The sequence below is a fragment of the Cryobacterium sp. AP23 genome (genome assembly GCF_054075385.1).
In genome coordinates, this window is record NZ_CM133415.1 from 2623826 (window position 1) to 2648755 (window position 24930).

Below are 24930 nucleotides of genomic sequence, written 5' to 3' on the forward strand. Positions count from 1 at the left end.
ATGAGTAGCCCCGATCAGGCACCACCGCCCGCTCCGGATGATGACGACCACTCTCCGGAACGCGTCCCACAAGATCCACAACAACCCACTGCCACACCCGAGCCCCGACCCGCACCCACGCCGGCACCGGCCGCGGCCGCGGCGTACCAGCCGGATCCGACCATGGATCAGCGGGTGCGCGATGAACTGGCCGAGCGGACCGAGCGGATTGCGGCGGAAGACCGCGTCATCGCGCAGGCGCAGGCTCGCCGGATCGAGCATCTGCTGGAACTGCAGGACTGGAGCGAAGACCCCCGGGTCTCGTCCCGCCTGCACGGTGACCGGGAGTCCATCGCCGCGGCGGACCGGAACGCGGCGACCATGACCGAGGACCAGGCCCGCGCCGCCGCCTACGCGCGGTGGGACGAGCATAAGATCGCCCGCCGCACCATCGTGACCGAGACGGCGTGTCTGACTCGCACCGCCGAACGCACCATCGAACATCAACTCGATGAGGCCCGGTTCCTCTACAGCTGCGCACCGCTCACTTTCGACGCGCTGTCGAAGGGTGAGATCAGTTACCGGCACGCGACCGCCCTGCTCGACCAGATCCGCGCCGTCCCCGATGCGGAGCAGGCCGCGTTCGAGGAGGCCGTGCTGCCGGTGGCGAAGTCGCAGCCGGTGGGCCGGTTAACAGATCGCGCCCGCCGGCTCCGAGAAAGACGGCATCCGGAGTCGATCGTGACCCGCAGTAAGGACGCGCTGAAGGATCGGCGCACGTTTTGGGAGCCCGCGCAGGACGGGATGGGCTGGTTGCACTGGTACGGCACCGCCGAACAGACCAAGGCGGCTTGGGACCGGATCACCAGCATGGCCACGGGCTTGAAGAAGCTCGGCGACCCCACCCCGGACAGCGACGCGGCCGCCCGCCACGCCAGCGCCGGCACCGGAGACACCGGGGCCGGAGCGGGACAGACCGGGGCGGCGTTCGGCCTCGAGCAGAACGCCACCCGCGAAACGCCCGCTCGCACCCTCGACCAGCTCCGCGCCGACGTCACCGCCGCGTTGTTGTTGGACGGGATCACCCCGACCGGGATGGGCGCCGGCATCCGCGGCACTGTGATGATCACCGTGCCGGTGATGACCCTGCTCGGGTTGGACGAGGAACCCGCCACCCTGGAAGGGTACGGGCCGATCTCCCCCGACGCGGCCCAGCGAATCACGGCGAACGCGCCGAGTTTCACCCGCGTGCTCACCCACCCCGAATCCGGGGTGATCCTCTCGGTCGATAAGAAGCAGCAGAAGATCACGAAAGGCATGCGCAAGGTGCTGCGGATGCGCGACGAAACCTGCCGGTTCCCCGGCTGCTCCCGCCCCGCGGTGAAGAGCGACATCGACCACACCCAGGACCGGCAATACGACGGCGGTACCGACTTGGAGAACCTCGCGCACCTCTGCGAAGGCCACCACCGACTCAAACACCTCTCCCAGTGGTCGGTGATGCAAGATCCCGGCGGTGTGCTCGTCTGGACCTCCCCCGGAAAACGGACCTACCGCACCGACCCAGCCAACCCGATCGGCCCACCCCGGCCCAAACCGCCCACCGTGGGACCGAAAACGCGGAAGCGACCCGCGGACGACAGCTACCTGATGTCCCGGCACCAGCCCAAGCGCCACCCGTCGCCACCGGTCCCCGAAAACCCGCCGTTCTGAGTCTCTACGTCGGCTTCTACGGCAGCGGTTTGAGCATCCCGTAGTTGGTCAGGCTGATGCCTCGGATGACCGGATTTTGTTTGGCGACAACGACGAATCCGTGGTGCTCGAAGAACAACCGCGCCGTGATGCTCGCATTCGTTGACAGGGAGGTTGCGCCGAGCCGTCGAGCCCGACGCTCGACATCAATCAGAAGCGCACTCGCGACTCCGCGGCGGCCGAACTGAGGAGAGACGAACATCATGTGGATGTAGCCGTCCGCGCTCACGTCCGAAAAGCCCGCAATGTCGCTGTCGAGAATCGCCACGACCGTGCCGCATTCGGCCCGGGCGCTGTTCCATGCGTCGACTTCTCGATCCTGAGGCCCTGCCCATGCCGCAATCTGTTCGGGCACGTAGTCTCTGGAGGCAGTGATCTTCACGGCATCGAGAAAGATGTCCAGGGTTCTCGGCGCATCACGCGGGTCGTAGTCCCGAACTGCCACTGCCTCCGGAGCAGTCACGGATCCACCCTTGCCCCACGCACCCGGACGGGTAGCAAGGCAATGCTGCATGCCGCTGGCACCGCTATTGGCTTACCCGATCGAGCACCACGTAGGTGTACGCCGCGATCGTTGCCGCATCCACGATGTCGCCCTCGCGGATCATGCGGCGGAAATCCTCTTCGCTGAACCACTGGTGCACCATGTCTTGCTCGGTGATCTCGCGCTCCGGCGGGCCCGGCGTCAGCTCGGTGGCCAGGTAGAGGTCGCAGCCCTGACTGCTGTGGCCGTAGGCGCTGTAGAAGTGCGCCAAGTGGCGAACGTCCCCGGCACGCATCCCGGTCTCCTCCTGCAGCTCGGCACGGGCCAGGTCCACCTGGCTGCCGCCCTTCTCCGCGGGCCAGGACCCTTGCGGGAACTCCCACGCACGGCGTCCGACCGGGTATCGAAATTGTTCGACCAGCCAGAACCCGCCGTCGGCGTATGGCACGACAATGGCGAAGTCGGGCTTGTCCACGACGCCGTACACGCCCGCGGACCCGTCCGGCCGTCGAATGATGTCCTCCCGCACGGTCATCCAGGCGTTGCGATACACCTCACGGGTGGAAACGGCTTCAGTCATGGTGCCCACTTTCGTTGGCTCGTCGTGCTCGCTAGTCAGTCGTCGGCTTCTTTGCGGCGCCGCTTGCTGACACCGAGTCCCCCTGCGCCCACGACGAGAAGCAACACCACAGCCACAATGATTTGGGGATCGATGACGTTCCTCCTGGGCAGGCGGACCCGAATCGGTAGATGGGATCTCGCTTGCCTCGACGCTAACAGCCCGGGTGCCTGAATCGTCCCGGCGACCGGTATTCGCCGGTTTCTCAGCGTGCCCCACGACGGGGCCGAGGAGGCGCCCCGACGGATCGGGGAACCTCCTCGGCGATGCGCCAGCTCGGCGAGCGGCGCGGCAGGCTAGGCGCGCTGGCGTCGTCGGATGAGCAGCGCTCCGGCTCCGGTGACCAGAAGGGCGAGTGCGCCGCCGAGCATCGGAGTCAGTGAGCTGACCCCGGTGTTGGCCAGGGCCGTGGTCGCGGATCCAGAGGCCACCACGGTGAATGCGATTTCAGCGGTTTCTCCATTCGCTGCCGCCACCACGATGCGGTGAGCGCCGGCTTCGGTGTTCACCGGGATGGTGACCTGCGTGCCGAAGGTGCCCTGCGCATCAGTCGTGACGGCACCGAGTCGCACGGGCGACGAGTGCAGCACGAGCGTGAGCTGCTCGGCCGCGGTGAAGTCCCGACCTGCCACGTTGATGGTGCTGCCAGCCTCGACTCGAAGGTCGGCATCAGCGATCGAGACGGATGGCGTGCGGGTGGTCGCGTCGGCAGGGACCGGGGTTGGCGTCTCGGTTGCGGACGGTGTCGGGGCCGGAGTCTCGGCGGCCGGCGGCACGGGAGCCGGCGTCTGCCCATCCGACGGCACCGGGGCCGGCGCTTCAGTTTCCGTCGGGGACGGGGTCTCGGTCTCCGACGGGACCGGGACCGGTGCCTCGGTCGCTGTGGGCACCGGGGCAGGTGTCTCAGTCGCGGACGGAACAGGGGTCGGCGTCTCGGCAGGGGTCGGCGTCTCGGCAGGGGTCGGCGTCGCAGTCGGCGTCGGCGTCGCGGTCGGCATCGGCGTCGCAGTCGGCGTCGCAGTCGGCGTCGGCGTCTCGGTCGGCGTCGGCGCCACGACGCCGAGGACGTCGGTTGAGGTGCCGAGGTTCAGGAAAACCGTCTCGCCGGTGGCGTCATTGAGCCCATCGTTGTCCGTGACGGCGTAGACATTGCCGTCCGTGCCGACCGTCAGGCCTTCGAGCTTCTCCTGGGTCCAGCCGTTGGTGGCTTCGAGGTCAAAGAGCACGTCGTAGGCCAGTCTCTTGGGCAGGATCGGCAACGTGCCCTCTGCGGGGTCGGTCTCCGGCAGCGTGACCGTGTAGATGCGCTTCACCGCGGCAGCGGGGCCATTGCGTTTGTCTCGCTCGATGACGGCGAGGGTGTTCTCGTTCACCGCGACGATCTCGGACAGGCCCATCCAGTCGCCGTCACCGGCGTCAGCCTCCAGCTGGTAACCGAACCAGGTCCAGCTCTTCTCGGTCACGTCGTAGCGACCGATCCGGGTGACGCCGTCGCCGTCGACCGTGGTGGTGGGGTCGGCCGGGTCTGCCCAGAGCGGACGCTGCACGGCCACGTAGAGCTGCTCGTTGCCGTCAGCGTCGGTGGTGGCGGTGACTCCCTCCAGGCCCCACTTGGCGATGTGATCGGAGACGTCGGTGGGCAATGCCACGGTCTCTTCAATCGCGCCGGCCGCATCCGTGCGGTACAGGGCATTTTCGGCACCGGTGGCACCTTCGCCGGCGAGCCAGAAGCCGCCCTGCTCGCGGGCGTGCAGGCCCTCGATGTCGAGCACCGCCGGTTCACCGTTCTCGGTCACGACCAGGCTGTCGTTGATGCGCGCAGGCTCGGCCGTGACGTCGACCGTGAAGATCGTGCTCGGCGAGAGTGCGGAGTCGCTCGCGGTGTAGATGTGGCCAGTGTCGCCGGGCTTGGCACTCAGTGCTCCGAGCGCCTGCCAGCCGATCGGCAGGCCGTCGACGTCGTCGGAGACGATGCTCGGCTGGCCCGCCTCGACCTTGTCGACCGTGCCGGCGCCGAGTTCGAACAGGGCGACCGAGGCGCGCACTCCGGCCTCCGCGTCGTCGGTCTCGCTGGAGGTGACGAGCAGGTTGCGGCTGGGCACGGCGAGCAGGCCCTCGGGCCCGTTGGTGGCGAAGACCATCTGCAGGAAGACCGGGTTGACCGGGTCGGCGAGGTCGTAGACGGCCACGAAGTTGCTGCGCTCGGATGCGACGAAGCCGTACTTGGTGCCGTCGATGGTGGCGACCATCAGGCCTTCGGGTTCGCTGCCCTTCTTGCCGGCGCGGTCGTCGTTGTAGACGCCATTGGCCACGGCGAGATGCTCGAAGGTGTTGCCGGCGTCCCAGGCGACGTCGCCGGTGGTGGCGTCGAAGATGGTCCAGCCGCGGGTGCCGCCCTTCCAGTCGCCCTCGTTGGCGGTGGCCAGGTGGGTGTCGTCGACCCAGGCGATCGAGTCGGGCTCGCGCGGAACATCCGTGATCTCACCGGTGAGGTTGATCACCTTGTCATCTTCGGTGTCGATCCCGGTGACGGTCACTGCGCCGGCGCTGAAGACCTTGGTGATGTCCTTGCTGGCCAGGTCGACGAGCACGATGCCGTTGTTCTCCTGCAGGGTGACCGCCAGCTGGTTGGCACTGTTGATGGTCACATACTCGGGCTCAGGGTCGGTGGGCGAGTCGAGGCCGGCGTCTACAAACGAGGGCAGCGCGGTGCCGTCGTCGGCGACGAACGGAACCGGGGTGGGTGCCCAGGTGGTGGGGTCGCTGTTCAGGTCGATCACCTGAACGAAGCCGGCGGGCAGCTGGGGCAGGTCGCCCTCCTCGCCGCCCTCGGGCGTGGCCTCTTCGTCGCGCTGGTTCTCGATGGCGATGGCCGCGTAGGTCTTGTCGGCGCTGATGGCGATGGAGTCGGGTTGGCCGCCCAGGTCGATGCTGGTGACGACGCTGCGGTCGCTGATGCGGATGACGTCGAGCCGGCCGGAGGGCGAGACGAAGTCTCCGCCGCTCTCGTCGACGACCACGAGCACGTACTCGCCGTACACGGCCACGGAGGTGGGCTGGTCGTCGGCGTGGCCGAGATCGGCCAGGGAGATGCTGCCGGTGCCGACGGGGTTGTTCACGTCGGTGATGTCGAGGAAGCCAATGCGCTTGCCCGGGGCATCCGTGTAGATGACGGTGTTACCGTCATCGGTGACGCCGGAGATCTCGGCGGCGGTGGTGGCAGCCGGGTCGACGCCGGCGGGGGCGTTGAGGTAGACCGGGTAGGTGGCGGTGCGGTGGAACGCCGACGAGGTCTCGGCCGGGGCCGGGGTCGCGGCGAGCGCCGGGGCAGCGGCGACGCAGCTGGCCATGAGTGCGGCCCCCACGATCAGGGTGGCGCGGCGGGCTGGTCTGGAAATCGGCATTGCTTCCCCTGGGTCACTTACGCGGTCTGTACAGGCGTACCCACCGAGCGTGGCGGCGTCCGGGAAAGTCGGGATGACCCGCGGGAGTCTGGCTAGCAACGGCGCGGTGTACGGCAGGCAAATGCGGCGGCCGGAGAGAGGACTTCCGTAAACTCGGGTCCATGTCCCCGATGAATGCAGACTATGAGATCCGCCGGTTCGAGCCGGCCGCCCCCGGCGAAGCGGGATACGCGGAAGCAACGGCCTGGGACAAGGCGGTGTCGTTCGGGTTCCATGAAGAGCGCAGCACCGACGAGCGGATGCAGGAGTCCATCGCCAGGAGCCGCGTGGACGGCGCCGTCTACACGGGCGCCTACCAAACCGGCCAACCGGCGCCGCACTCGCTCGGCAACGAGGTGCCGGTGGCCACGTTCGGCACCCAGCCGAACACCCTCAACATCGGCTTCGGCAGGCTGCTGGATGCGCATTTGATCACCGGGGTGACCGTGCGCACCTCCCACCGGCGGCGCGGTCTGCTCCGCCGCATGATGACCGAGGACCTCGCCCTGGCCAAGAGCAAGGGAATCGCCATCGCCGCCCTCACCGCGTCGGAGGCGTCGATCTATGGTCGTTTCGGTTTCGGGGTGGCCACCTCCGAGCAGAGCATCACGGTAGACACCGGTGCCAAGTTCCGGCTCGACCATGTGCCGGTGGGCAGCGTGGAGGTCGCCGACCCCACGGTGCTTCTCGAGCTGGCACCGCAGGTCTTCGCCCGGCTGCACGGCGAGCAGCCGGGCTCCATCGGCCGGCAGGAGTTCTACCGTCAGCTGGCCGCCGGGGCGGCGAGCCGCGAGGGCGGCCCAGACGCCAAGGTGAAGGCGGCCCTGCACTATTCGGCCGACGGTTCGGTCGACGGCTACGTCTCGTACCGATTCGGCGGCTGGGACAAGACCCCCGCGACGATGGAGATTGTTGACCTGGTGACCGCGACCCCGGCGGCCTACCTGGAGCTCTGGCAGTATCTGGCGGCCATCGACCTGGTGGAGCGGGTCACCTGGAACGAGGCGTCGGTCGACAACCCGCTCAGCTGGGCCCTGACCGATTCGCGGTGCATCGCGGCGTCGAACCCCCGGGACCTGCTCTGGCTACGCATCCTCGATGTGCGCCAGGCCCTCGAAGCCCGCCTATACGCCGCCGACGGCACCCTGGTTCTGAAGGTCACCGACGGTCTGGGTCTCACGGCGGGCACGTTCTTGCTCGAGGTGCAGGGCGGCACAGCGCGAGTCACTGACTCCGCCGCGGCGTCCGACCTGGACCTGGACATCGCCGCTCTCTCCTCCATCTACCTCGGCGGGGTCAACCCCGTGTCACTGGTCGCGGCGGGCAAGGTGCACGAACACACCTCGGGTGCGGCGTTCAATGCGGCGAGGCTCTTCGCAGTGGAGCGGCCGGCGCACTGCCTGACGCACTTCTAGGCAGGAACCGGCCTGCAACGCCACATCGGCTCCCGTCGAGTGACGGCGTTCCGGCGATGGTTTCCCGCCCGCGGTGTACAGCCGCTACTCAGCTCCCGGCTTTGCGCCAGCGCAGTTCGTCAGCGCCGAGCCTCAGCACATCCGTTCGGGCGGCTTCAAGCGCGGCCGACACGGCGCCGGAAACGACCGCGGTCGCACCGAGCAACGACTGCCTCAGATCGGGCGCTGGGAGGTCCAACTCCGTCGGCAGGCGCGTGCGCGCGACATCGATCACCTCGGCGAGTCCGTCCGCTACCGCCCCCGACACAATCACCCGTTCGGGGTCGTAAAGACTGCCGAACACCGCAGTTACGCGTGCCAGTAGTGCCCCCGCACGATCGACGAGGCCTTTCGACCACAGGTCACCCTGCCGGGCCAGGTCGAGGACCGCGCGACCCGTGAGGAGCCGGTCGGGCACGCCGCTTAAGGGGTGCCCCGCCGGGATTTGGCCGGCGGCGGCGGCTTGCACCACCCAGTCAGTGAGTTTCAGGCCAATCCCCGCAGCCGATTCGACGCCGAAGACGAAATCGAATGCCTTCATCTCTCCGACGCCGCCATGGGCGCCCTTGAGGAGATGCCCGTCGACGACGACGCCGGCACCCAAGCGGTCACCTGCCAACAGCACCACGAAGTTTCGCAACCCGACAGCCGCTCCGGCAGAGCCCTCTGCCACAGCGGCCAGGGACGCATCATTCTCGATCCGCACGATGGGCACCCAGTCCTCGAGCAGCTCGAGCAGGTCCGGGTTCATTCGACGCCAGAATCCCTCGCGTTGCTCGGGCGATCCGCCCAAAGCGTCGACGGGGGCCGGAACCCCGATGCACGCGGCGAGCACCTCGGTGCGGGAACGCCCCGCGGCGCTCAGGGCGGAGTCGATGGCATCAACCACGGCGGCTCGGCGCACCCGCGGGTCTTCCTTGTGGGCGCCCAGCTCAACGGTCTCCTGAGCGAGCACCTTCCCGCGAAGGTCGGCCACTGTGGTGGTGAGGTGTGATCGACCCGCATCCATGCCGACGACCACGGCAGCGTCAGGCCAGAGCTCGAACCGACGCGAGGGTCGCCCCTTCTGGTACAGACCTACCGCTCGGGCGTTCGGCAGTTCTCGGATTAGGCCGAAGTCGATGAGCTCGTCGAGCGCCGCAATGGCCGTCGACCGGGTGAGCCCGGTAGCCTCCATGGCCTCAGTGCTCACGAACGCGTCGGCACCCCAGGCGAAGTCGAGCATCGCGTGCAGGCTGGCGCGTGACTCCGGGGCGACGGCGTTCAGCATGGCAGGCAAACCTCTTGACTCTCGTATTCCTTTGTTGCATTATTGTGGCAGTCCTATTGATTTGGACCCTAAATCTAATAGTCGAACTAATCCGAAGAATACCAATGACGGTTTTTGAAAGGACGATAGCGTGGACCGATTCAGTCGCCGCATTCCCCGCGTGTTGGCAGCCACTTTAGGTCTCCTCCTGGCGGGAGCGACACTCACCAGCTGCGCTGGAGCAGACTCCCCAGAGACCGTGCGTTTTTACCTCACCAAGCCGGAGGCGATCCCGTATTTCCGCGAGCTGATCAAGGAGTACAACGCGACCCAGGACGACGTTGAAGTGGTCCTCGACTCGTCGACCAATTTGCAGGCCGGTTTCCTCCGCGGCAATCCGCCGGACCTGGGGATGCTCAACTACAACATGGAGATGGCCCGCTTCATGGAGCGTGGCGCCCTGAGTGACCTTTCCGATATGCCGGAGGTCGACCGTATTCTTCCGGAGGTGCAGGATCTCGTCGGCCAGTACGCGAGTTATCCCGGCCGCACGAGTGTTCTGCCGTACTCCGTGATGGCGGCATCCGTCATTTACAACAAGGCGATTTTCGAGGAGCAGGGTCTTCAGGTGCCGAAGACCTACGACGAGCTCATTGCGGTGTGCGACCAGCTGAAAGCAGTCGGAATCACCCCGTTCTACGGCACCTTCAAAGACCCGTGGACCGTTGCACAGGGGTGGTTCGATTACACGGTCGGCGGCGAAGTAGACGTGGCCAGTTTCTATGACGAGATGGACTCGCTCGGCACCGACGTCGGCCCCGACTCGCCTGTCTCATTCGAAAAGACTCTTGCAGACCCGGTCGACCGGATGAAGCTCCTCATTGACAACTACGCGAACCCGGATGCCGCGAGCAAGGGATATGGCGACGGAAACCTCGCGTTCGCCCAGGGCCAGGCGGCCATGTATCTGCAGGGCCCGTGGGCCCTCGGCGAGATCGCCAAGACCGCACCCGATTTGGACCTCGGCACTTTCCCGTTGCCCATGACCGACGACCCCGAGGACCTCCAGGTGCGGGTGAACATCGACCTGGCGGCCTGGATCCCCGAGGCGTCCAAGCACAAGGACGCGGCCAGGGAGTTCCTCAGCTACCTGTTCCAGAAGGACGTCATCGACGCCTACAACGCGGCCCAGCTCGGCTACGGCACCACCACCGACGCCGCACCGGTTACCGACCCGCGCATCGTCGGGATGAAGGAGTACTACGACGCCGCCGAGTTTTACCAGGGGGCATCGAAGGAAATACCCCTCACCATCCCCGCCGAGAACTACCTCCAGGGCATCGCGGTTGGCGGCAGTGTGCAGAACACCCTCAAGACCCTCGACGCGGACTGGGCGCGACTTGCGCTCCGCCAGTAGCCGACAAGCAAAGGAACCGGCAATGACAACGACGACAATGCCCCAGCGGCCGAGGCGCAAGGTCGAAGGCATCTACCTGGCTTTCCTGGTACCGAGCCTTCTGCTGTTCACCCTGGCCATCACAGTCCCGGCGATCATCGGCATCTTCTTCAGCTTCACCAACTCGATCGGTTTCGGCGACTGGGAGTTCGTGGGAATGATCAACTACGTGGCGATGTTCTCCGACCCCGCCATCCTCTCGAGCTACCTGTTCACGTTCGGGTTCGCTGCCGTAACCGTCGTACTGGTGAACGCGATCGCGTTCCTGCTCGCGGTCGGACTGACGGCGCAGATCCGGCTCAAGACGGCGCTGCGCACGGTGTTCGTGATCCCCATGGTGGTGTCCGGCATCATCATCGCCTACGTCTTCAACTTCCTGTTCTCCAACTCGCTCCCGGCATTCGGGCAGGCGACCGGAATCAGCTGGTTGAGCGAGAGCATTCTCGCCAATCCCGACCTCGCCTGGGTCGGCATCGTGATCGTGACCGCCTGGCAGGCGATCCCCGGCACGCTTCTGATCTACATCGCCGGCCTGCTCGCGATACCCGGGGATGTCTACGAGGCGGCCGGCCTCGACGGCGCGAGCAAGTGGCAGCAGCTGTTGCGGATCACCCTTCCACTTGTGGTCGGCTACGTCGTGATCAATGTCCTGCTCGGCTTCAAGAACTTCCTCAACGCCTACGACGTCATCGTCGGCCTCACCAACGGAGGCCCGGGCACCGCTACCCGAAGCATCCCGATGACTATCGTCACGGGCTTTACCGGAGGCGACTACGCCTATCAGATGGCCAACGCGACGATGTTCTTCGTCATCGTCGTCGTCATCTCAGTGCTTCAACTCCGACTCACCCGTGGAAGGAACGCGATCTAATGACCATGCAGCCCGCCCTCATCGCCGAGAGCATCGATGCCACGGCCACACTCGAAGACGGCACAGCGCGCCGCGCGCCCGTCCGTGCCACCCGGGGCCGCGGACACAAGTCCAGCTTGTCCACCATGATCGTGCTGCTGTTGTGCGCCGTCACTGTGGTCGTTCCTCTTTACGTGACGATCTCGATGGCGTTCAAGACCCAGGCGCAAGCAGTCGACGGCAACGCCTTCTCGCTTCCCGCCCCGTTCAGTGTCGACGGCTTCGTCACGGCCTGGAACCTCACGAACTTCCCCGCTGCATTCATGGTCTCCATCCTCATCACGGCGGGCACCGTCGTCGGCACCGTGATCCTGGGCGCTCTCGCCTCCTACGCCATCTCCCGCAATTGGGACCGCAAGCTGTTCCGCTGGTCGTTCTTCTACCTGCTCGCGGCGATGTTCATTCCGTTCCCGGTGGTGGCTCTGCCCCAGATCCAATTGACTGGGCTTCTCGGGCTCGACAACCCCGTCGGCGTCACACTCCTCCACATCATGTTCCAGCTGAGTTTCAGCATCCTGCTGTTCACGGCCTTCCTACGGTCGATCCCGACCGAGCTGGAAGAAAGCGCACGCATCGACGGCGCCAACACGTGGCAGACCTTCTGGCGACTGATCTTTCCCCTGCTGGCCCCGATGAGCGCGACCGTCGGAATCTTCGCGTTCCTGGCCTCATGGAATGACTTCATGATGCCGTCGCTCATAACTTCTGATGCCGCGCTGCAGACGTTGCCGGTCGTGCAAAGCATCTTCCAGACCCAGTTCAGCAACAACTACAACGTGTCATTCGCCTCGTACCTGATGGCAATGGCGCCCGCCATCATCGTCTATCTCTTCACCCAGCGCTGGGTGATGGAAGGCGTCACGCAGGGTGCCGTCAAGGGCTGACGCCCCGGCCGGACCCCGCATCATTTACGCCCAGATCCCAAGGAGAACCAATCAAGTGAGCATCGTCGACGTCGCGCAGTCCCCTACCCAGAACCCGTTCGGTGAGCCAGCACCGTGGTGGCGCCAGGCCGCGGTTTACCAGATCTATCCCCGCAGCTTCGCCGACGCAAACGGTGACGGCCTGGGCGACATTCCCGGCATCACCTCGAAGGCCGACTACCTGCACGAGCTCGGCATCGATGCGGTGTGGTTGAGTCCGTTTTATCCCTCGGCCCTGGCCGACGGCGGATACGATGTGGCGGATTATCGAGACGTCGATCCCCGACTCGGCACGCTGGCCGACTTCGACGTGATGCTCGACGCGCTGCACCTACGCGGCATCCGGGTCGTCGTCGACATCGTTCCCAACCACACCTCCGACCAGCACTCCTGGTTCCAGGAGGCGCTCGCCTCCGGTCGGGGGTCCAAAGCGCGTGAACGCTACCTCTTCCGCGAAGGCAGTGGGCCGGATGGCTCACTTCCGCCCACCGACTGGGTCTCCGCCTTCGGGGGGTCTTCCTGGGAACGGGTTCCGGACGGTCAGTGGTACCTGCACAACTTTGCCATCGAGCAGCCGGACCTCAACTGGGCCAACCCGGAGGTACGCGCCGACTTCCTGACGACACTGCGATTCTGGTCGGATCGCGGCGTCGACGGCTTCAGGATCGACGTGGCCCACATGCTGACCAAGGACCTTACGGAGCCGCTGCCGTCCCAGGCGCAGCTCGACGCCCTGCCCCGGGATGGCATGCATCCAATGGTGGACCGCGACGACGTGCACGAGGTTTACGCCGAGTGGCGCCGAGTGTTCGATTCCTACGACCCGCCGCGCACGGCCGTCGCGGAGGCCTGGGTGGACAAGGCGCGGGTGCCGCTGTACGCCAGCCCCACTGGCCTGGGCCAGGCCTTCAACTTCGACCTGCTCGAAGCGGACTTCGATGCCGGCCAGTTCGAGACGGTGGTGCGCGACAACCTCGCCCTGGCTGAGACGTCAGGATCGTCCAGCACCTGGGTGCTGTCGAACCACGACGTCGTGCGGCACTCGACCCGATACGGACTCCCCCAACCTGATCGTGACGGCTCCGGCCGGCCGGTACGCAAGCACGGTGTCGACTGGGTGATCTCCGGTGGGGTGTCGCCCGTGCTCGATCGAGCGGCCGGCGCGCGTCGCGCGCGCGCCGCAACCCTGTTCATGCTGGGCCTGCCCGGCTCAAGCTACCTCTACCAGGGCGAAGAGCTGGGCTTACATGAGGTCGCCGAGATCCCGGCCGCCGATCGGCAAGACCCGACCTTCTTCCGAAGCGCCGGTACCGACCTCGGCCGGGACGGCTGCCGGGTCCCCCTGCCGTGGGAAGCCGACGGCGACCCGGAATCGGCGTTCGGCTTCGGAACCGGCGGGTCTCACCTGCCCCAACCGGCGTGGTTCGCCGACTACACGGTCGCGGCCCAGAGCACAGATCCCTTCTCGTCACTCGAGTTGTACCGCAGGGCCCTCGCGCAACGGCACTCGCTGCAGACCGGGGAACACCTGGAGTGGATTCCGACGGGGCGCTCCGACGTTCTGCGCTACCGCCGCCCCAACGGTTGGGAGGTCGTGACCAACTTCGGGATCGAACCCTACGCGGTCGACCGTGACGATGTGGCGCTCTCCAGCCGCGCCCTCGACGCGGGCAGCCTCCCCGGCGAGGCCACGGTGTGGTTTGGCGGTCGCGGCACCGACTAATTCGAGGCCACCGGGCCGGCCCCAGCTGCAGCGCCGTCGTCAATACACCGTGCAGGACGGTGAGGGCGGCAGGGTTCGGCTGGGGCCCTTTATCGTGCGGGGCCCTCCGTCTGGGCAATGGGATCGGGCGATGTGCCCTGCACGCTTGACATTCACAAAAACGTTTATGTAAGCTCACACCCAGATCAACAAAAACGTTTTTGGGAATGGGTTCAATGATGAGCAAGCGTGTGGGAATTCGAGAGGTCGCGGCCGCGGCCGGCGTCTCCGTGACGACCGTGTCGCACTCGCTCAGCGGCGGCGGCCAGATCAGCGATGCCACCCGGGAACGCGTGCGTTCGGTGGCCGAAGGCCTCAACTACGCACCCAACCGACTCGCCAGCGGACTGCGCAGCAAGCGCTCGCAGATCATCGGCTTCGTCAGCGACGAGATCTCCACCACGCCCTACGCCGGCAACGTGCTGCTCGGCGCCCAAGAAGCCGCCGCGGCCAACGACCAGGTGCTCATGGTCGTCAACTCCAACCGCAACTCCCGCATCGAAGACCGCGGCATCGACGCCCTGCTGCAGCACAGCGTCGACGGCATCATCTACGCCCGCATGTACCACCAGGCCGTTGAGCTGCCGGCGGCTTTGAGCGGGGTTCCCACGGTTCTGCTCGACGCATCCAGCGACCGCACCGACCTCTCCTCGGTGGTGCCCGACGAAGAGGGCGCCGCCGTCACCGCGATGGAGCACCTGCTCGCCGCCGGGCACCGACGCATCGGCTACCTGGGCAACATCGACGACATCCCGGCCACCCGCGGCCGCCTCGACGGCTACCGGGCCGCTCTCGCCGCGCACGGCATCGCCTTCGACGAGTCGCTGGTCACGGTGAGCGAGTCCATGACCGGTCCCGGGCGGGATGCGGCCAGCCGGCTGCTCGCTCTCACTGACCGGCCCACGGCGCTGTTCTGCTTCAACGACCGGATGGCGATGGGCGCCTATCAAGCCGCCCACCTGGCCGGCCTGGAGATCCCCCGCGACCTCAGCATCGTCAGCGTCGACAACTTCGAGGTTCTGGCCGATGCCCTGCTGCCCGGGCTCACCTCGATCGCGCTGCCGCACTACGAGATGGGCCGCTGGGCCATCGAGCGGCTCGCGGCCGAACTGGCGGGCGACGCCGACTCGGCTCCGCAGCAGATTCGCATGCACTGTCCGCTGGTTCTGCGGCAGTCAGTCGGCCCGCCACCGCGCTAACGCGGCGACGAGCCCACCTCCACACTTCGCGACCGCTGGAACGGCCGCGACGATCGACGCCTCCGTCGAGACACCCCCACCCCAACCGATAAGAAGGAATGAAGATGCGACACGCAAAGAAGCGCCTGATCGTAGCGAGTTTAGTCGCCACCAGTCTCGTTGCAACGATGGCCGGCTGCGCCAGCGGCGGCACCGCAGGCTCCGACGGCAAGAATGGTGAGCTCACCATCTGGACTCACAACGGCGGCAACACCGAAGAACTCACCGCCGTGCAGGCCATCGTCGACGGCTACAACGAGAGCCAGGACGAGAACACGGTGAAGCTGCAGGCGTTCCCGCAGGCCTCCTACAACGACTCGGTCATCGCGGCCGCGGCATCCGGCAAGCTGCCCTGCATCGTCGACATCGACGGCCCGAACGTGCCCAACTGGGCCTGGGCCAAGTACCTCACCCCGCTGGATCTGAGCGTTGACCTGGACGAAAACCTGCCCAGCACGCTGGGCATCTGGAACGGCGAGACCTACTCGGTGGGCTACTACGACGTGGCACTGGCAATGTTCGCCCGCAAGTCGGTGCTCGCCGACGCCGGCATCCGCGTGGCCACCATCGACCAGCCCTGGACCGAGGAGGAGTTCGAGTCCGCCCTGGCCACCCTCAAGGCCGAGGGCACCTGGAAGAATCCGCTCGACATCGGCACCGGCGACGTGGGCGAGTGGTACCCCTACGCGTTCTCCCCGCTGCTGCAGTCCTTCGGCGGCGATCTCGTCGACCGCAGCGACTACCAGTCCGCCGACGGCGTGCTCAACGGTCCCGAAGCCCTCGAATGGGCCGAGTGGATGCAGGGCCTCGCCACCAACGGCTACATCGCCACCAAGAGCGGCGCCGACTCCGCGCTCGACTTCCAGAACAACGTCACCGCCATCCAGTACGGCGGCAGCTGGGCGGCCGCCAACAACGCCGCCGCGCTCGGCGACGACCTGGCCGTGATGCCCTCCGTCGACCTCGGCGAAGGCACCAAGATCGGCGGCGGTTCCTGGCAGTGGGGCGTGACCACCGGTTGCGCCAACCCGGAGGCGGCCATGGACTACCTCTCCTACTCGCTCTCCCCCGAGAACATCGCCGCGGTCTCGGTGGCCACCGCCACCATCCCCGCCACGGATGCCGCCGCCGCGCTTGTGCCCGGATTCGAAGAGGGCGGCAACCTCGCCATCTTCCGCGAGTTCTCCGCCCAGAGCGCCGTGCTCCGCCCGGAGACCCCGGCCTACCCGTTCATCGCGACGGAGTTCACCAAGGCCACGCAGGACATCATCAACGGCGGCGACCCGCAGAGCACCCTCGACGCGGCGGTCAAGGCGATCGACGCCAACATCAAGTCCAATGGCGGTTACACGCAGAAGTAGTCGACCGCGGGGGCGCGGCTCAGTGCCTCAACTGACAGCCGCGCCCCCGCCCTCGCTCAGGGAGACTCTCATGACCACCACACTCGAACGACCCCCCGCGGCATCCGCCCCACGCCCGGTGCGCAGCACCCGGCCCAAGCGGGACCGCACCAGCAAGACCGAGAACGTCGCCGGGCTGGCCATGCTGGCCCCCGCGGTGCTGCTGCTCGCCCTCTTCATCTTCGTCCCCGCGATCCTCGCGTTCGGGCTGGCATTCACCAACGCCCGGCTCATCTCGCCCTACCCGGCCATCTTCGTGGGCCTCGACAACTTCGCGCGACTGTTCACGGATGCCTCGTTCTTCCGCGCACTACTCAACGTCGCCTATTTCGCCGTGGTCGTCGTTCCGCTGCAGGCCGGCCTCGCCCTGGTGATGGCGATCCTGGTGAACAAGAAGGTCAAGGGCACCACCTTCTTCCGCACGGTGTACTTCCTGCCGGTCGTCACCTCCATGGTCGTCGTCTCGCTGCTCTGGCTGTTCATGTACCGGCAAGACGGCCTGATCAACGTAATCATCGAACGGGTCACCATGGGCCTGGTCACCGGACCGGACTGGCTGAACGACACCTCCACCTCGATGCCGGCGATCATCCTGATGTCGGTCTGGCAGGGTGTGGGCTTCCACATGATCATCTGGCTCTCCGGGCTGCAGACGATTCCGGCCGACCTATATGAAGCCGCCGACCTCGACGGCGTCACCGCCTGGCAGCGGTTCCGGTACATCACCTGGCCGGGCCTCTCCGCGACGCGCAGCCTGATCCTGGTGACCATCACCATCCAGGCCCTGAGCCTATTTACCCAGATCAGCGTGATGACCCAGGGCGGCCCGCTGAACTCCACCACCACGGTGGTCTACGAAGCCGTCGAATCCGGCTTCGCCCAGCAGGAGACCGGCTACGCCTCGGCGATCTCCCTCGTGTTCTTCGTTATCGTGCTGCTGATCTCGGTCGTGCAGCGCTTCCTCAGCAGAGAGAAGGCCTGATCATGGCGATCTCACAAGTAGCGATTCCCGAAGTGGCCCCGGCATCCGCCCCGCACGTGGTGCTGGGCAAGAAGACCGCCAAGAAGAAGCGCGTGATCGGCCTCGGCGGCTGGATCCTCCGGATCGGCCTGGCCGTTCTGTTCCTCTTCCCGATCCTGTTCATGTTCGTGTCGTCGCTCAAGCCCGACCAGCAGATCTTCGGCGACCTATCGTCGATCGCCGCGTTCCTGCCCATCGGCAACATCTCGATGGACAACTACGCCGCCGTGTTCGATCGGGTGCCCGCCGCCCGGTTCCTGATCAACTCGATCGGCATCTCGGCGATCACCGTTGTCGCCGGCATCCTGGTGAACAGCCTGGCCGCGTTCGCGCTCTCCCGGATGCGGGTGCGCGGCAAGACCGTGATCCTCACGCTGATCATCGCCACGCTGATCGTGCCGTTCGAGACCTTGGCCCTGCCGCTGGTGTGGTGGGTGAACCAGCTGCCGTCGTTCGAGCTGAGCGAGATGGGCTTCATGTTCACCAAGGGCTGGATCGACACCTACCAGGTGCAGATCATCCCGTTCATCGCCAATGCGTTCTCGATCTACCTGTTCCACCAGTACTTCGAGTCGATCCCCAAGGAGCTCGACGAGGCCGCGCGGATGGACGGCGCCGGCTGGTTCCGCATCTATCGGCAGGTGGTGATGCCGCTCTCCGGTCCCGCCATCGCGACCGTCGCCATCCTCACCTTCCTGCCCGCCTGGAACTCCTACCTCTGGCCGCTGATGGTGGTGCAAACCGAGGAGCTCCGCCCGGTGATGGTGGGAGTGCAGTACTTCTTCCAGCTCAACGTCTCGTGGGGAGAGGTGATGGCGTACTCCACGCTGATCACCCTGCCCGTGGTGGCCCTGTTCATCGCTTTCCAACGCTCATTCGTCAACAGCATCGCGTCCAGCGGTGTGAAAGGTTAGGCCCGCACCATGTCGCTCCAACTGCCCGATAAGTGGATCTGGGACTCCTGGTACGTGCAGGTCGACGGCGTCACGCACGCCTTCTACCTGCACGCCAGCCGCGCCCTCGGCAACCCCGACCGGCGGCACCGGCACCCCATCGTGGGTCACGCCGTCAGCACCGACCTCACCAACTGGACCGTCGTGCAGGACGCCCTGATCATCTCAGATGCGCCCGCCTTCGACGACGGCACCACCTGGACCGGATCGGTGGTGCAGGCCGACGACGGCCTCTGGTGGATGTTCTACACCGGCACCTCACGCGCCGAAAACACCATGGTGCAGCGGGTCGGCGCGGCCACCTCCCCCGACCTGCTCACCTGGACCAAGGTCTCCACCGACCCCCTGGTCGAGGCCGACTCCGCGCACTACGAGAAGCTCGACCTGTCGCTCTGGCACGACGAGGCCTGGCGAGACCCATGGGTGTTCCGGTTCCCGGGCGAGAGCACCTGGCAGATGCTGATTACCGCCCGCGCGGCATCCGGCGACCCGCTGGTGCGCGGTGTGCTCGGCCACGCCACCAGCGAAAACCTCATCGATTGGACGGTGCAGCCGCCGCTCAGCCACCCCGGTCAGGGCTTCGGCCAGCTGGAGGTGTTCCAGTTCGAGATCGTCGACGGGGTGCCGATCCTGCTGTTCTGCTGCGGCGTCTCGGAACTCTCGCCCGAACGTCAGGCGGCCGGAGAGGTGGGCGGCGTGTACAGCGTGGCGGTGGATGCCCGCCTCGAGCAGGTGGACTTCACCGGCTCGGTGCTTTTCGACCGCACCGATCTCTATGCCGCCCGGCTGCTTCAGGATGCCGACGGCGGCTGGGTGCTGCTCGGCTTCATCAACATCGTCGACGGCGAGTTCGTCGGCACGCTGAGCGACCCGATTCCCGTCACGGCCGATCCGGTGCTCGGGCTCGTGCACCGGCCCGAGGTTTCTTCGTCCACGGCGACCGACTTCGCCGCTGCCGCCCAGTGAACGAGTCCGCGCGGGTGCTGGTGGTGGGTGAGGCACTGGTGGATCTGGTGCAGCGGGCCGATGGCTCCCGGCACGAGGCACCCGGCGGCAGCCCGGCCAATGTGGCGCTGACACTGGGGCGCCTGGGCCGGCATCCGCAGCTGCTCACCAGCCTGGGCGACGACGACCGCGGCCGTGCGGTGCGCGGCTGGCTGGAAGGCTCGGGGGTACGAGTGTCTGCGGGGAGCGCGACCGGGGCGCACACCTCTACCGCGACGGCACTACTTGATGCCTCGGGAGCGGCGACCTACGAGTTCGACCTGGCCTGGTCCGTGGACACCCTGCTGGCCGGCCCGGCCGACGTGCTGCACGTCGGCTCGATCGCCACGGTCATCGAGCCGGGGGCATCGGCCGTGCTTCGCCTGGTCGAAGAGCGACGCGACAACGCCACCATCACCTTCGACCCGAACATCCGCCCCGCCCTGATCGACGATGCTGCCGCCGCTCGGGCCCGGATGGAGCAACTGGTGGGCCTCGCCGATGTGGTGAAGGTGAGCGATGAAGACCTGCGCTGGGTGCGGCCCAACCAAGGCCTGAGCGAGGCCGCGGCCGACTGGTTGGCACTGGGCCCGGCCGCAGTGGTGGTCACCCTCGGCGGCGAGGGCGCCTTCGCGCTCACGGCTGCGGGCCGGGTCTCGATCCTGGCCCCGCTGGTGACCGTGGTCGACACCGTCGGCGCCGGCGACACCTTCATGGGCGCGCTGATCGACGGGCTGGTCGACGCGGATGTCGCCGGTGCAGATCGGCGGGCGGCCTTGCGCGAGTTGCCCCTCGGCGTGCTCGAGCGCATCATGCGCCGAAGCGCCGAAGCCGCGGCGATCACCGTTTCCCGCCCGGGCGCCGACCCGCCCACCCGAGAGGAGCTGCCGGCGGCGTGAGCTGGGCACGGGATCAAGACCTGCCTTCAGCTGGGCAACTGGGTGTGGATCAATCGATGGAGCGACGTACTCTCGATGCCTGCCCGGCGGGCCTGGTGAAGACGGCGCCGCCCGACGCAGTGTTCGCCAGTGCGGAAGTGTTCGACAGGTCGTCGAACGAGGCCGGGTGAGCCGGAAAGTGGCGTCGGCTAGATATTGGGATCGGTGAACGTGGGCGCAGTGGGCCCCGTACGAGGAGGATCACCGGGGTAGAGCGAGTCTGGTCGAAGCGCTTGCAACTGGCGCAGTTCGGCGGCGGAGAGCTGGCCATCCCGCGCGCGTCGGGCGACCGCCATGGCTTGCATATCGTTCGTCGGTTTCACACCGTCGCGGGAGAGCGCACCATTTTGCTGCATGAGGGCCCACGCGTAGACCGCGCGCTGCTTCTTACTCGACGAGCGGAACGAGCGCAGCAACCACACGAAGGTGAGCAGTAACGCGACCCCGATCAGAAAAACAATGAGCCAGCGGCCCGGTTCTTCAGGGTCACTGACCATGCCGACGGGACCGCCGATCACGAACGCGAGGCCCAGCACCCCCGTGCTCCCCAGCTGCCCGGCCCAATAGCCGTTGCCCGAATACTGCTTCCCACCCATCCTTCGAAGTTAGCAGCCGGTGCTCGACCTCTCCCGCTGGTCAAGCCTGTCTCGCTGGTCGAGCCTGTCGAGACCAAGCGAGGCAATGATCGGACGAGCCCTAACGGACGCACCTCGTATGGGCGATTGCGCCCGCTATAGCGGTAGCGGTCGCCCACAGGAGGTGCAGTGACGACGCATCCGCTGCCGCGGGCAAGGATCGCGATGGGACCGAAGGTCCTACGCCAGCGGCAGTAGGCGCTTCGCGCCGAGAGGATGATTCAGGAAGGCGCCTCTCTCCGGAGAGTGGTCACGTCGCATGTTTCGGTGCGGCGTCGTCTATGCAGTTCTAGGAGTTCCCATGTCCGCACGATCCTGGCTCATCACCTCAGCGCTCGCGGTGGCCGCCGTCACCCTTGTCGGGTGCGCACCAGCCGCCCCCGAACCGAGCGCGACCCCGGCGGCGGAGCCGGCGCACTGGTCGTACGACGGCGACACCGGCCCGGCGTCGTGGGCCGACGTGGACTCCAGCTTCGAGACCTGCGCTGTCGGTACCGACCAGTCCCCGATCGACCTGCCCGCGGCCGTGCCCGCACCGAGCACCAACATCGAGTTGAGCGCGGAGGAAACCGACGGTGACGTCTTCGACACCGGGCACGCGGTCGAGTTGGAGTCCGACGGTGAGGGCGAGACCCTCACCTTCGGCGGTGCGGAGTACAGCCTGCAGCAGATGCACGCGCACGTGCCGTCCGAGCACACCGTGAACGGCCAGCCGGCGGCGGCCGAGCTGCACCTGGTGAACGCGGATGCGGGCGGCGACCTGCTGGTGCTCGGCATCCTCGTGACCGAGGGTGCGGCATCCGACGCGCTGGCGCCGTTCATCGAGGCAGCCACCCATGCGGCGGATGAAGAGGACGTGACCCTCGATGTCGCGGCCGTGCTGCCGGCGTCGCTGGAGAACTACGAGTACTCGGGCAGCCTGACCACGCCGCCGTGCACCGAGGACGTGCAGTGGGTGGTGATGGGCACGCCGATCTCCATGTCGACCGAACAGATCGGCACGCTCGAAGGCGCACACAGCCACAACGCGCGCCCGACGCAGCCGCTCGGTGACCGGGTGGTTGTCGGCGGGACTGCCGCGCTGCAGGTCGAAGACTAAACCCGTCGCGGGGTCCGCACCGGCGGGCCCCGCACGGCCTCAACAAGCACGGCCTCAACCAGCACGGCCTCAACCAGCACGGGAAGCGGGCGACGTCGGGGCCCTACGTCATACTGGGAATGCGGGCGACGGCCCGCCTCTACCCCCGGAGACGAGATCGTGTCAGACCCCAGCCTTCGCCTGCCCAATACGCAGTTCTGTGCGGTGCTCCACTTGGGGGTGCTCCCGTTGGTGGCGCCGCCGCTGCCGCCGCGGTTCGCGGAGCCGGTGCTGGATGCGCAGTGGTTCGAGGACGGCGCCGCGATCTATGTCGGCTTCGAGGAGGGTGAGCTGCACTTCGACGTCACGCCGCAGGGCATCGAGCACCACTTCCACAATGCCGACGGCGTCGACAGCGACATCAGCCCCTGGCCGGCGGCGGATACCGAGGGCCTGCTGGCCTGGGCCGGCCCGTTCGTTCGCCACGTCAGCGAGCTGCTCGAGGAGCTCACGATGGATGCGGCCGAAGCGGCCGAGTGGAGCGCGCTGGGTCTCACCGTGTACGCCACCAGCCCACCCGAACCCGTGCAGCTGGAGGTCGTGGACCTCGAGCTCGAGGGCGAGCAACTGATGCTGCCCTGGCTGGGCGCCGGCCACGTGGGTCACGACCACATCGACGGCCCCAACCACCCCATCGCGCTGCTCTGGAACCCGGACCACGACGAGCCCACCGAGCCGCTGGCCACGGCCTGGACCGACCCCGCCACCGGGCAGCCGGCCGTGCTGGCCCGGCCCGCGGTGGACTGGGAGGCCGTCGGCCTGCCTGAGGCCGAAGTGCTCGAATGGCTGGAGGGGCTCTACCTCAACCACCATCTGCTCGCCGACCCGGAGGAACTCATCCTGCGTGCCGGACTGGAGCGCATCGCGGGGCTGCGCTAGCCGCGAGGGCGTAGCGTTCGTTCATTTCGTATCCGACTTCGTTTCGTATCCGACACAGGAGCATCCATGACACCGAACCATCGGCCGCCCGCCTCCAAGGCCCGCACCGCCGGCCGAATCGCGCTCGGCGCGATCCTCGTCTTGGCCGGCACGAGCCACCTCACCTTCGCGCGCGACGACTTCCGCGCCCAGGTGCCCGAGTTCGTGCCGCTCAAGGAAGACACCACGGTGTTGCTGTCCGGGATCGCCGAGATCTCGCTCGGCAGCGCGCTGCTGTTCGCCCCGACCAGCCTGCGCGGCAAGGTCGGCCTGCTGGCCGCGACCTTCTTCACGGCGATCTTCCCCGGCAACATCGCCCAGGCCGTGCACCACAGGGACGCGTTCGGGCTGGACTCGGATGGAAAGCGGATCGGCCGACTGTTCGGCCAGCCGGTGTTGATCGCCTGGGCGCTATGGTCCACGGCTGCGCTGGTGCGTCGCAAGAAATAGCAGGTCGGCAAGCGGGCGCGTCTGCCGGGTCTCGACGAGCTCGACCAGCGAGGTGCGACCAGCGAGGTGCGGCTAGCGAGGTGCGGCTAGGAGGCCGTCGCCGCCTGGCGGGTGCGGCTCCAGGTGACCAGCGGATGCAGCAGGGAGATCAGCTGGCGACCCGAGGGTGTGAGGTTGTAGCTGATCGACACCGGGGTGGTCGGCTGCACATCGCGTTCGATCAGACCCTCCTGCTCGAGCTCTTTGAGCCGCGCGGCGAGGACCCGGTCCGAGATGCCCTCCACCAGCGCTCGGTACTCGGAGAACCGGCGAGCGCCGCGGGCACCGGCCATCAGGATCGCGGCGCTCCATTTGCGGCCGGCCAGCTCCACCGAGATCTGGAACCGGCGGCACTCTTCCTCGTCGAGGGCGAAGGTGGACTCGCTCATGACACCTCACTAACTATTTATTAGCAGCTTACCACCCGGTGGTCATCGGCAGCGAGAGTGTGCATAGTTGAAACTCGGCGGGTCGAACTCGAACGCCGCCGGTACACCAGCAGAAAGGCCCCCATGGTCAGAACGATCGGCATCCTCGGAGCGGGCCGCGTGGGCTCCGCCATCGCCCGCACCGCACTGAAGGCCGGCTACACCGTGCATATCGCCGGCTCCGGGCCCGCGGCCGACATCCAGCTGATCGTGGACATCGTCATCCCGGGCGCCGTGGCTATGTCGGCGGCGGACGTCGCCGCATCCGCCGACCTGGTGGTACTCGCCGTGCCGATGCATAAGTTCCGCACCGTGGATCCGGCCACCCTGGCGGGCACGGTCGTGATCGACACCATGAACTACTGGCAGCCGATCGACGGCACGCTCGACGAATTCACCACGGATGCGCGCGGCAGCAGCGAGGTCGTCGGCTCCTTCTTCGCCGACTCCCGCCTGGTGAAGACGCTGAACCACATCGGCTATCACGACCTCGAAACCGACGCCCGGCCCGCCGGCGACCCCGACCGGCACGCCCTCGCGATCGCTGGTGACGCCGAATCCGCCGCCGTCGTGGCCGAGGTCATCAACCGGTTCGGCTTCGACCCGGTGTACGCCGGCCCACTGGAGGCCGGCGTGGCATTCGAGCCGGGCTCGCCCATCTTCGGCGGCCGCCACACCGCGGCAGAACTGCAGATCGAGCTGGGGCTGGCCGAGGCCGCCTAACTGTTCCCCGTGCGGACAATTGCACCCGGTGCGC

At 67.0% G+C, this 24930-nt stretch carries 22 protein-coding genes; 16 read left to right on the top strand and 6 right to left on the bottom strand.

Annotated elements, in window-relative coordinates; translation table 11 throughout:
* Positions 1-174: 174 nt before the first annotated feature.
* The gene (locus ACU5E9_RS12425) at positions 175-1692 is read left to right on the top strand and encodes a hypothetical protein (RefSeq protein WP_456810226.1); all 1518 of its coding nucleotides are present in this window, start codon (positions 175-177) and stop codon (positions 1690-1692) included.
* Between the two features lie 16 nt (positions 1693-1708).
* On the opposite strand, the gene ACU5E9_RS12430 is transcribed toward ACU5E9_RS12425, so the two are convergent.
* The 3 genes from ACU5E9_RS12430 to ACU5E9_RS12440 all read right to left on the bottom strand — a co-directional run bounded on the left by ACU5E9_RS12430 (position 1709) and on the right by ACU5E9_RS12440 (position 6238).
* Positions 1709-2194 carry a GNAT family N-acetyltransferase gene (locus tag ACU5E9_RS12430; RefSeq protein ID WP_456810227.1) on the bottom strand — a complete coding sequence of 162 codons (486 nt, stop codon included), beginning with the start codon at positions 2192-2194 and terminating at the stop codon, positions 1709-1711.
* Between the two features lie 64 nt (positions 2195-2258).
* Positions 2259-2795 carry an NUDIX domain-containing protein gene (locus ACU5E9_RS12435; RefSeq protein WP_456810228.1) on the bottom strand — a complete coding sequence of 179 codons (537 nt, stop codon included), beginning with the start codon at positions 2793-2795 and terminating at the stop codon, positions 2259-2261.
* A gap of 335 nt (positions 2796-3130) precedes the next feature.
* Complete coding sequence (locus ACU5E9_RS12440) at positions 3131-6238, bottom strand: esterase-like activity of phytase family protein (protein ID WP_456810229.1); 3108 nt, start codon at positions 6236-6238, stop codon at positions 3131-3133.
* A gap of 161 nt (positions 6239-6399) precedes the next feature.
* Here ACU5E9_RS12440 and ACU5E9_RS12445 point away from each other — a divergent pair, with 161 nt between their 5' ends.
* Positions 6400-7692, top strand: coding sequence for a GNAT family N-acetyltransferase (locus tag ACU5E9_RS12445; RefSeq protein ID WP_456810230.1), 1293 nt, complete (start codon positions 6400-6402; stop codon positions 7690-7692).
* Positions 7693-7780: 88 nt separating this feature from the next.
* Here ACU5E9_RS12445 and ACU5E9_RS12450 read toward each other — a convergent pair whose 3' ends face one another.
* The gene (locus ACU5E9_RS12450; protein WP_456810231.1) at positions 7781-9001 is read right to left on the bottom strand and encodes an ROK family protein; all 1221 of its coding nucleotides are present in this window, start codon (positions 8999-9001) and stop codon (positions 7781-7783) included.
* Between the two features lie 151 nt (positions 9002-9152).
* On the opposite strand from ACU5E9_RS12450, the gene ACU5E9_RS12455 reads away from it, so the two are divergent.
* From ACU5E9_RS12455 to ACU5E9_RS12500, 10 genes are all read left to right on the top strand, one after another.
* Positions 9153-10397, top strand: a complete 1245-nt coding sequence (locus ACU5E9_RS12455; protein WP_456813537.1) for an ABC transporter substrate-binding protein — start codon at positions 9153-9155, stop codon at positions 10395-10397.
* A gap of 22 nt (positions 10398-10419) precedes the next feature.
* A complete protein-coding gene (locus ACU5E9_RS12460; RefSeq protein ID WP_456810232.1) occupies positions 10420-11307 on the top strand; it encodes a carbohydrate ABC transporter permease in 888 nt (295 codons plus the stop codon).
* Positions 11308-11312: 5 nt separating this feature from the next.
* Positions 11313-12230, top strand: a complete 918-nt coding sequence (locus ACU5E9_RS12465; protein ID WP_456813538.1) for a carbohydrate ABC transporter permease — start codon at positions 11313-11315, stop codon at positions 12228-12230.
* Between the two features lie 55 nt (positions 12231-12285).
* Positions 12286-13992, top strand: a complete 1707-nt coding sequence (locus ACU5E9_RS12470) for a glycoside hydrolase family 13 protein (protein WP_456810233.1) — start codon at positions 12286-12288, stop codon at positions 13990-13992.
* A 230-nt stretch (positions 13993-14222) separates the two neighbouring features.
* The gene (locus ACU5E9_RS12475) at positions 14223-15230 is read left to right on the top strand and encodes a LacI family DNA-binding transcriptional regulator (protein ID WP_456810234.1); all 1008 of its coding nucleotides are present in this window, start codon (positions 14223-14225) and stop codon (positions 15228-15230) included.
* Positions 15231-15397: 167 nt separating this feature from the next.
* The gene (locus ACU5E9_RS12480) at positions 15398-16630 is read left to right on the top strand and encodes a sugar ABC transporter substrate-binding protein (protein WP_456810235.1); all 1233 of its coding nucleotides are present in this window, start codon (positions 15398-15400) and stop codon (positions 16628-16630) included.
* A gap of 70 nt (positions 16631-16700) precedes the next feature.
* On the top strand, positions 16701-17651 hold the full coding sequence (locus tag ACU5E9_RS12485; protein WP_456810236.1) for a carbohydrate ABC transporter permease: 951 nt from the start codon (positions 16701-16703) through the stop codon (positions 17649-17651).
* Positions 17652-17812: 161 nt separating this feature from the next.
* Positions 17813-18604: a carbohydrate ABC transporter permease gene (locus tag ACU5E9_RS12490; RefSeq protein ID WP_456813539.1), complete on the top strand. Its 792-nt coding sequence runs from the start codon at positions 17813-17815 to the stop codon at positions 18602-18604.
* 9 nt (positions 18605-18613) lie between these two features.
* Entirely contained in the window at positions 18614-19609 is a 996-nt protein-coding gene (locus ACU5E9_RS12495; RefSeq protein ID WP_456810237.1) for a glycosyl hydrolase family 32, read from the top strand.
* Positions 19606-20526 carry a carbohydrate kinase family protein gene (locus tag ACU5E9_RS12500; RefSeq protein WP_456810238.1) on the top strand — a complete coding sequence of 307 codons (921 nt, stop codon included), beginning with the start codon at positions 19606-19608 and terminating at the stop codon, positions 20524-20526. The genes ACU5E9_RS12495 and ACU5E9_RS12500 overlap by 4 nt, the downstream gene beginning before the upstream one ends.
* Before the next feature lie 188 nt (positions 20527-20714).
* Here ACU5E9_RS12500 and ACU5E9_RS12505 read toward each other — a convergent pair whose 3' ends face one another.
* A complete protein-coding gene (locus ACU5E9_RS12505; RefSeq protein WP_456810239.1) occupies positions 20715-21161 on the bottom strand; it encodes a hypothetical protein in 447 nt (148 codons plus the stop codon).
* A 340-nt stretch (positions 21162-21501) separates the two neighbouring features.
* On the opposite strand from ACU5E9_RS12505, the gene ACU5E9_RS12510 reads away from it, so the two are divergent.
* The 3 genes from ACU5E9_RS12510 to ACU5E9_RS12520 all read left to right on the top strand — a co-directional run bounded on the left by ACU5E9_RS12510 (position 21502) and on the right by ACU5E9_RS12520 (position 23706).
* The gene (locus tag ACU5E9_RS12510) at positions 21502-22299 is read left to right on the top strand and encodes a carbonic anhydrase (RefSeq protein ID WP_456810240.1); all 798 of its coding nucleotides are present in this window, start codon (positions 21502-21504) and stop codon (positions 22297-22299) included.
* A gap of 159 nt (positions 22300-22458) precedes the next feature.
* The gene (locus ACU5E9_RS12515) at positions 22459-23217 is read left to right on the top strand and encodes a hypothetical protein (RefSeq protein WP_456810241.1); all 759 of its coding nucleotides are present in this window, start codon (positions 22459-22461) and stop codon (positions 23215-23217) included.
* Between the two features lie 66 nt (positions 23218-23283).
* The gene (locus tag ACU5E9_RS12520; protein WP_456810242.1) at positions 23284-23706 is read left to right on the top strand and encodes a DoxX family protein; all 423 of its coding nucleotides are present in this window, start codon (positions 23284-23286) and stop codon (positions 23704-23706) included.
* Between the two features lie 86 nt (positions 23707-23792).
* Here ACU5E9_RS12520 and ACU5E9_RS12525 read toward each other — a convergent pair whose 3' ends face one another.
* A complete protein-coding gene (locus tag ACU5E9_RS12525; protein WP_456810243.1) occupies positions 23793-24134 on the bottom strand; it encodes a winged helix-turn-helix transcriptional regulator in 342 nt (113 codons plus the stop codon).
* A gap of 57 nt (positions 24135-24191) precedes the next feature.
* On the opposite strand from ACU5E9_RS12525, the gene ACU5E9_RS12530 reads away from it, so the two are divergent.
* A complete protein-coding gene (locus ACU5E9_RS12530) occupies positions 24192-24896 on the top strand; it encodes an NADPH-dependent F420 reductase (RefSeq protein ID WP_456810244.1) in 705 nt (234 codons plus the stop codon).
* Positions 24897-24930: the final 34 nt, after the last annotated feature.

Bases quoted from the DNA above. Each gene is read 5' to 3' on its own strand.
- ACU5E9_RS12445 (WP_456810230.1), top strand. From the start codon at position 6,400: ATGTCCCCGATGAATGCAGACTATGAGATCCGCCGGTTCGAGCCGGCC.
- ACU5E9_RS12460 (WP_456810232.1), top strand. From the start codon at position 10,420: ATGACAACGACGACAATGCCCCAGCGGCCGAGGCGCAAGGTCGAAGGC.
- ACU5E9_RS12520 (WP_456810242.1), top strand. From the start codon at position 23,284: ATGACACCGAACCATCGGCCGCCCGCCTCCAAGGCCCGCACCGCCGGC.
- ACU5E9_RS12440 (WP_456810229.1), bottom strand. From the start codon at position 6,238: ATGCCGATTTCCAGACCAGCCCGCCGCGCCACCCTGATCGTGGGGGCC.
- ACU5E9_RS12490 (WP_456813539.1), top strand. From the start codon at position 17,813: ATGTTCGTGTCGTCGCTCAAGCCCGACCAGCAGATCTTCGGCGACCTA.
- ACU5E9_RS12480 (WP_456810235.1), top strand. From the start codon at position 15,398: ATGGCCGGCTGCGCCAGCGGCGGCACCGCAGGCTCCGACGGCAAGAAT.
- ACU5E9_RS12495 (WP_456810237.1), top strand. From the start codon at position 18,614: ATGTCGCTCCAACTGCCCGATAAGTGGATCTGGGACTCCTGGTACGTG.
- ACU5E9_RS12465 (WP_456813538.1), top strand. From the start codon at position 11,313: ATGCAGCCCGCCCTCATCGCCGAGAGCATCGATGCCACGGCCACACTC.
- ACU5E9_RS12510 (WP_456810240.1), top strand. From the start codon at position 21,502: ATGTCCGCACGATCCTGGCTCATCACCTCAGCGCTCGCGGTGGCCGCC.
- ACU5E9_RS12525 (WP_456810243.1), bottom strand. From the start codon at position 24,134: ATGAGCGAGTCCACCTTCGCCCTCGACGAGGAAGAGTGCCGCCGGTTC.
- ACU5E9_RS12450 (WP_456810231.1), bottom strand. From the start codon at position 9,001: ATGCTGAACGCCGTCGCCCCGGAGTCACGCGCCAGCCTGCACGCGATG.
- ACU5E9_RS12485 (WP_456810236.1), top strand. From the start codon at position 16,701: ATGACCACCACACTCGAACGACCCCCCGCGGCATCCGCCCCACGCCCG.
- ACU5E9_RS12505 (WP_456810239.1), bottom strand. From the start codon at position 21,161: ATGGGTGGGAAGCAGTATTCGGGCAACGGCTATTGGGCCGGGCAGCTG.
- ACU5E9_RS12435 (WP_456810228.1), bottom strand. From the start codon at position 2,795: ATGACTGAAGCCGTTTCCACCCGTGAGGTGTATCGCAACGCCTGGATG.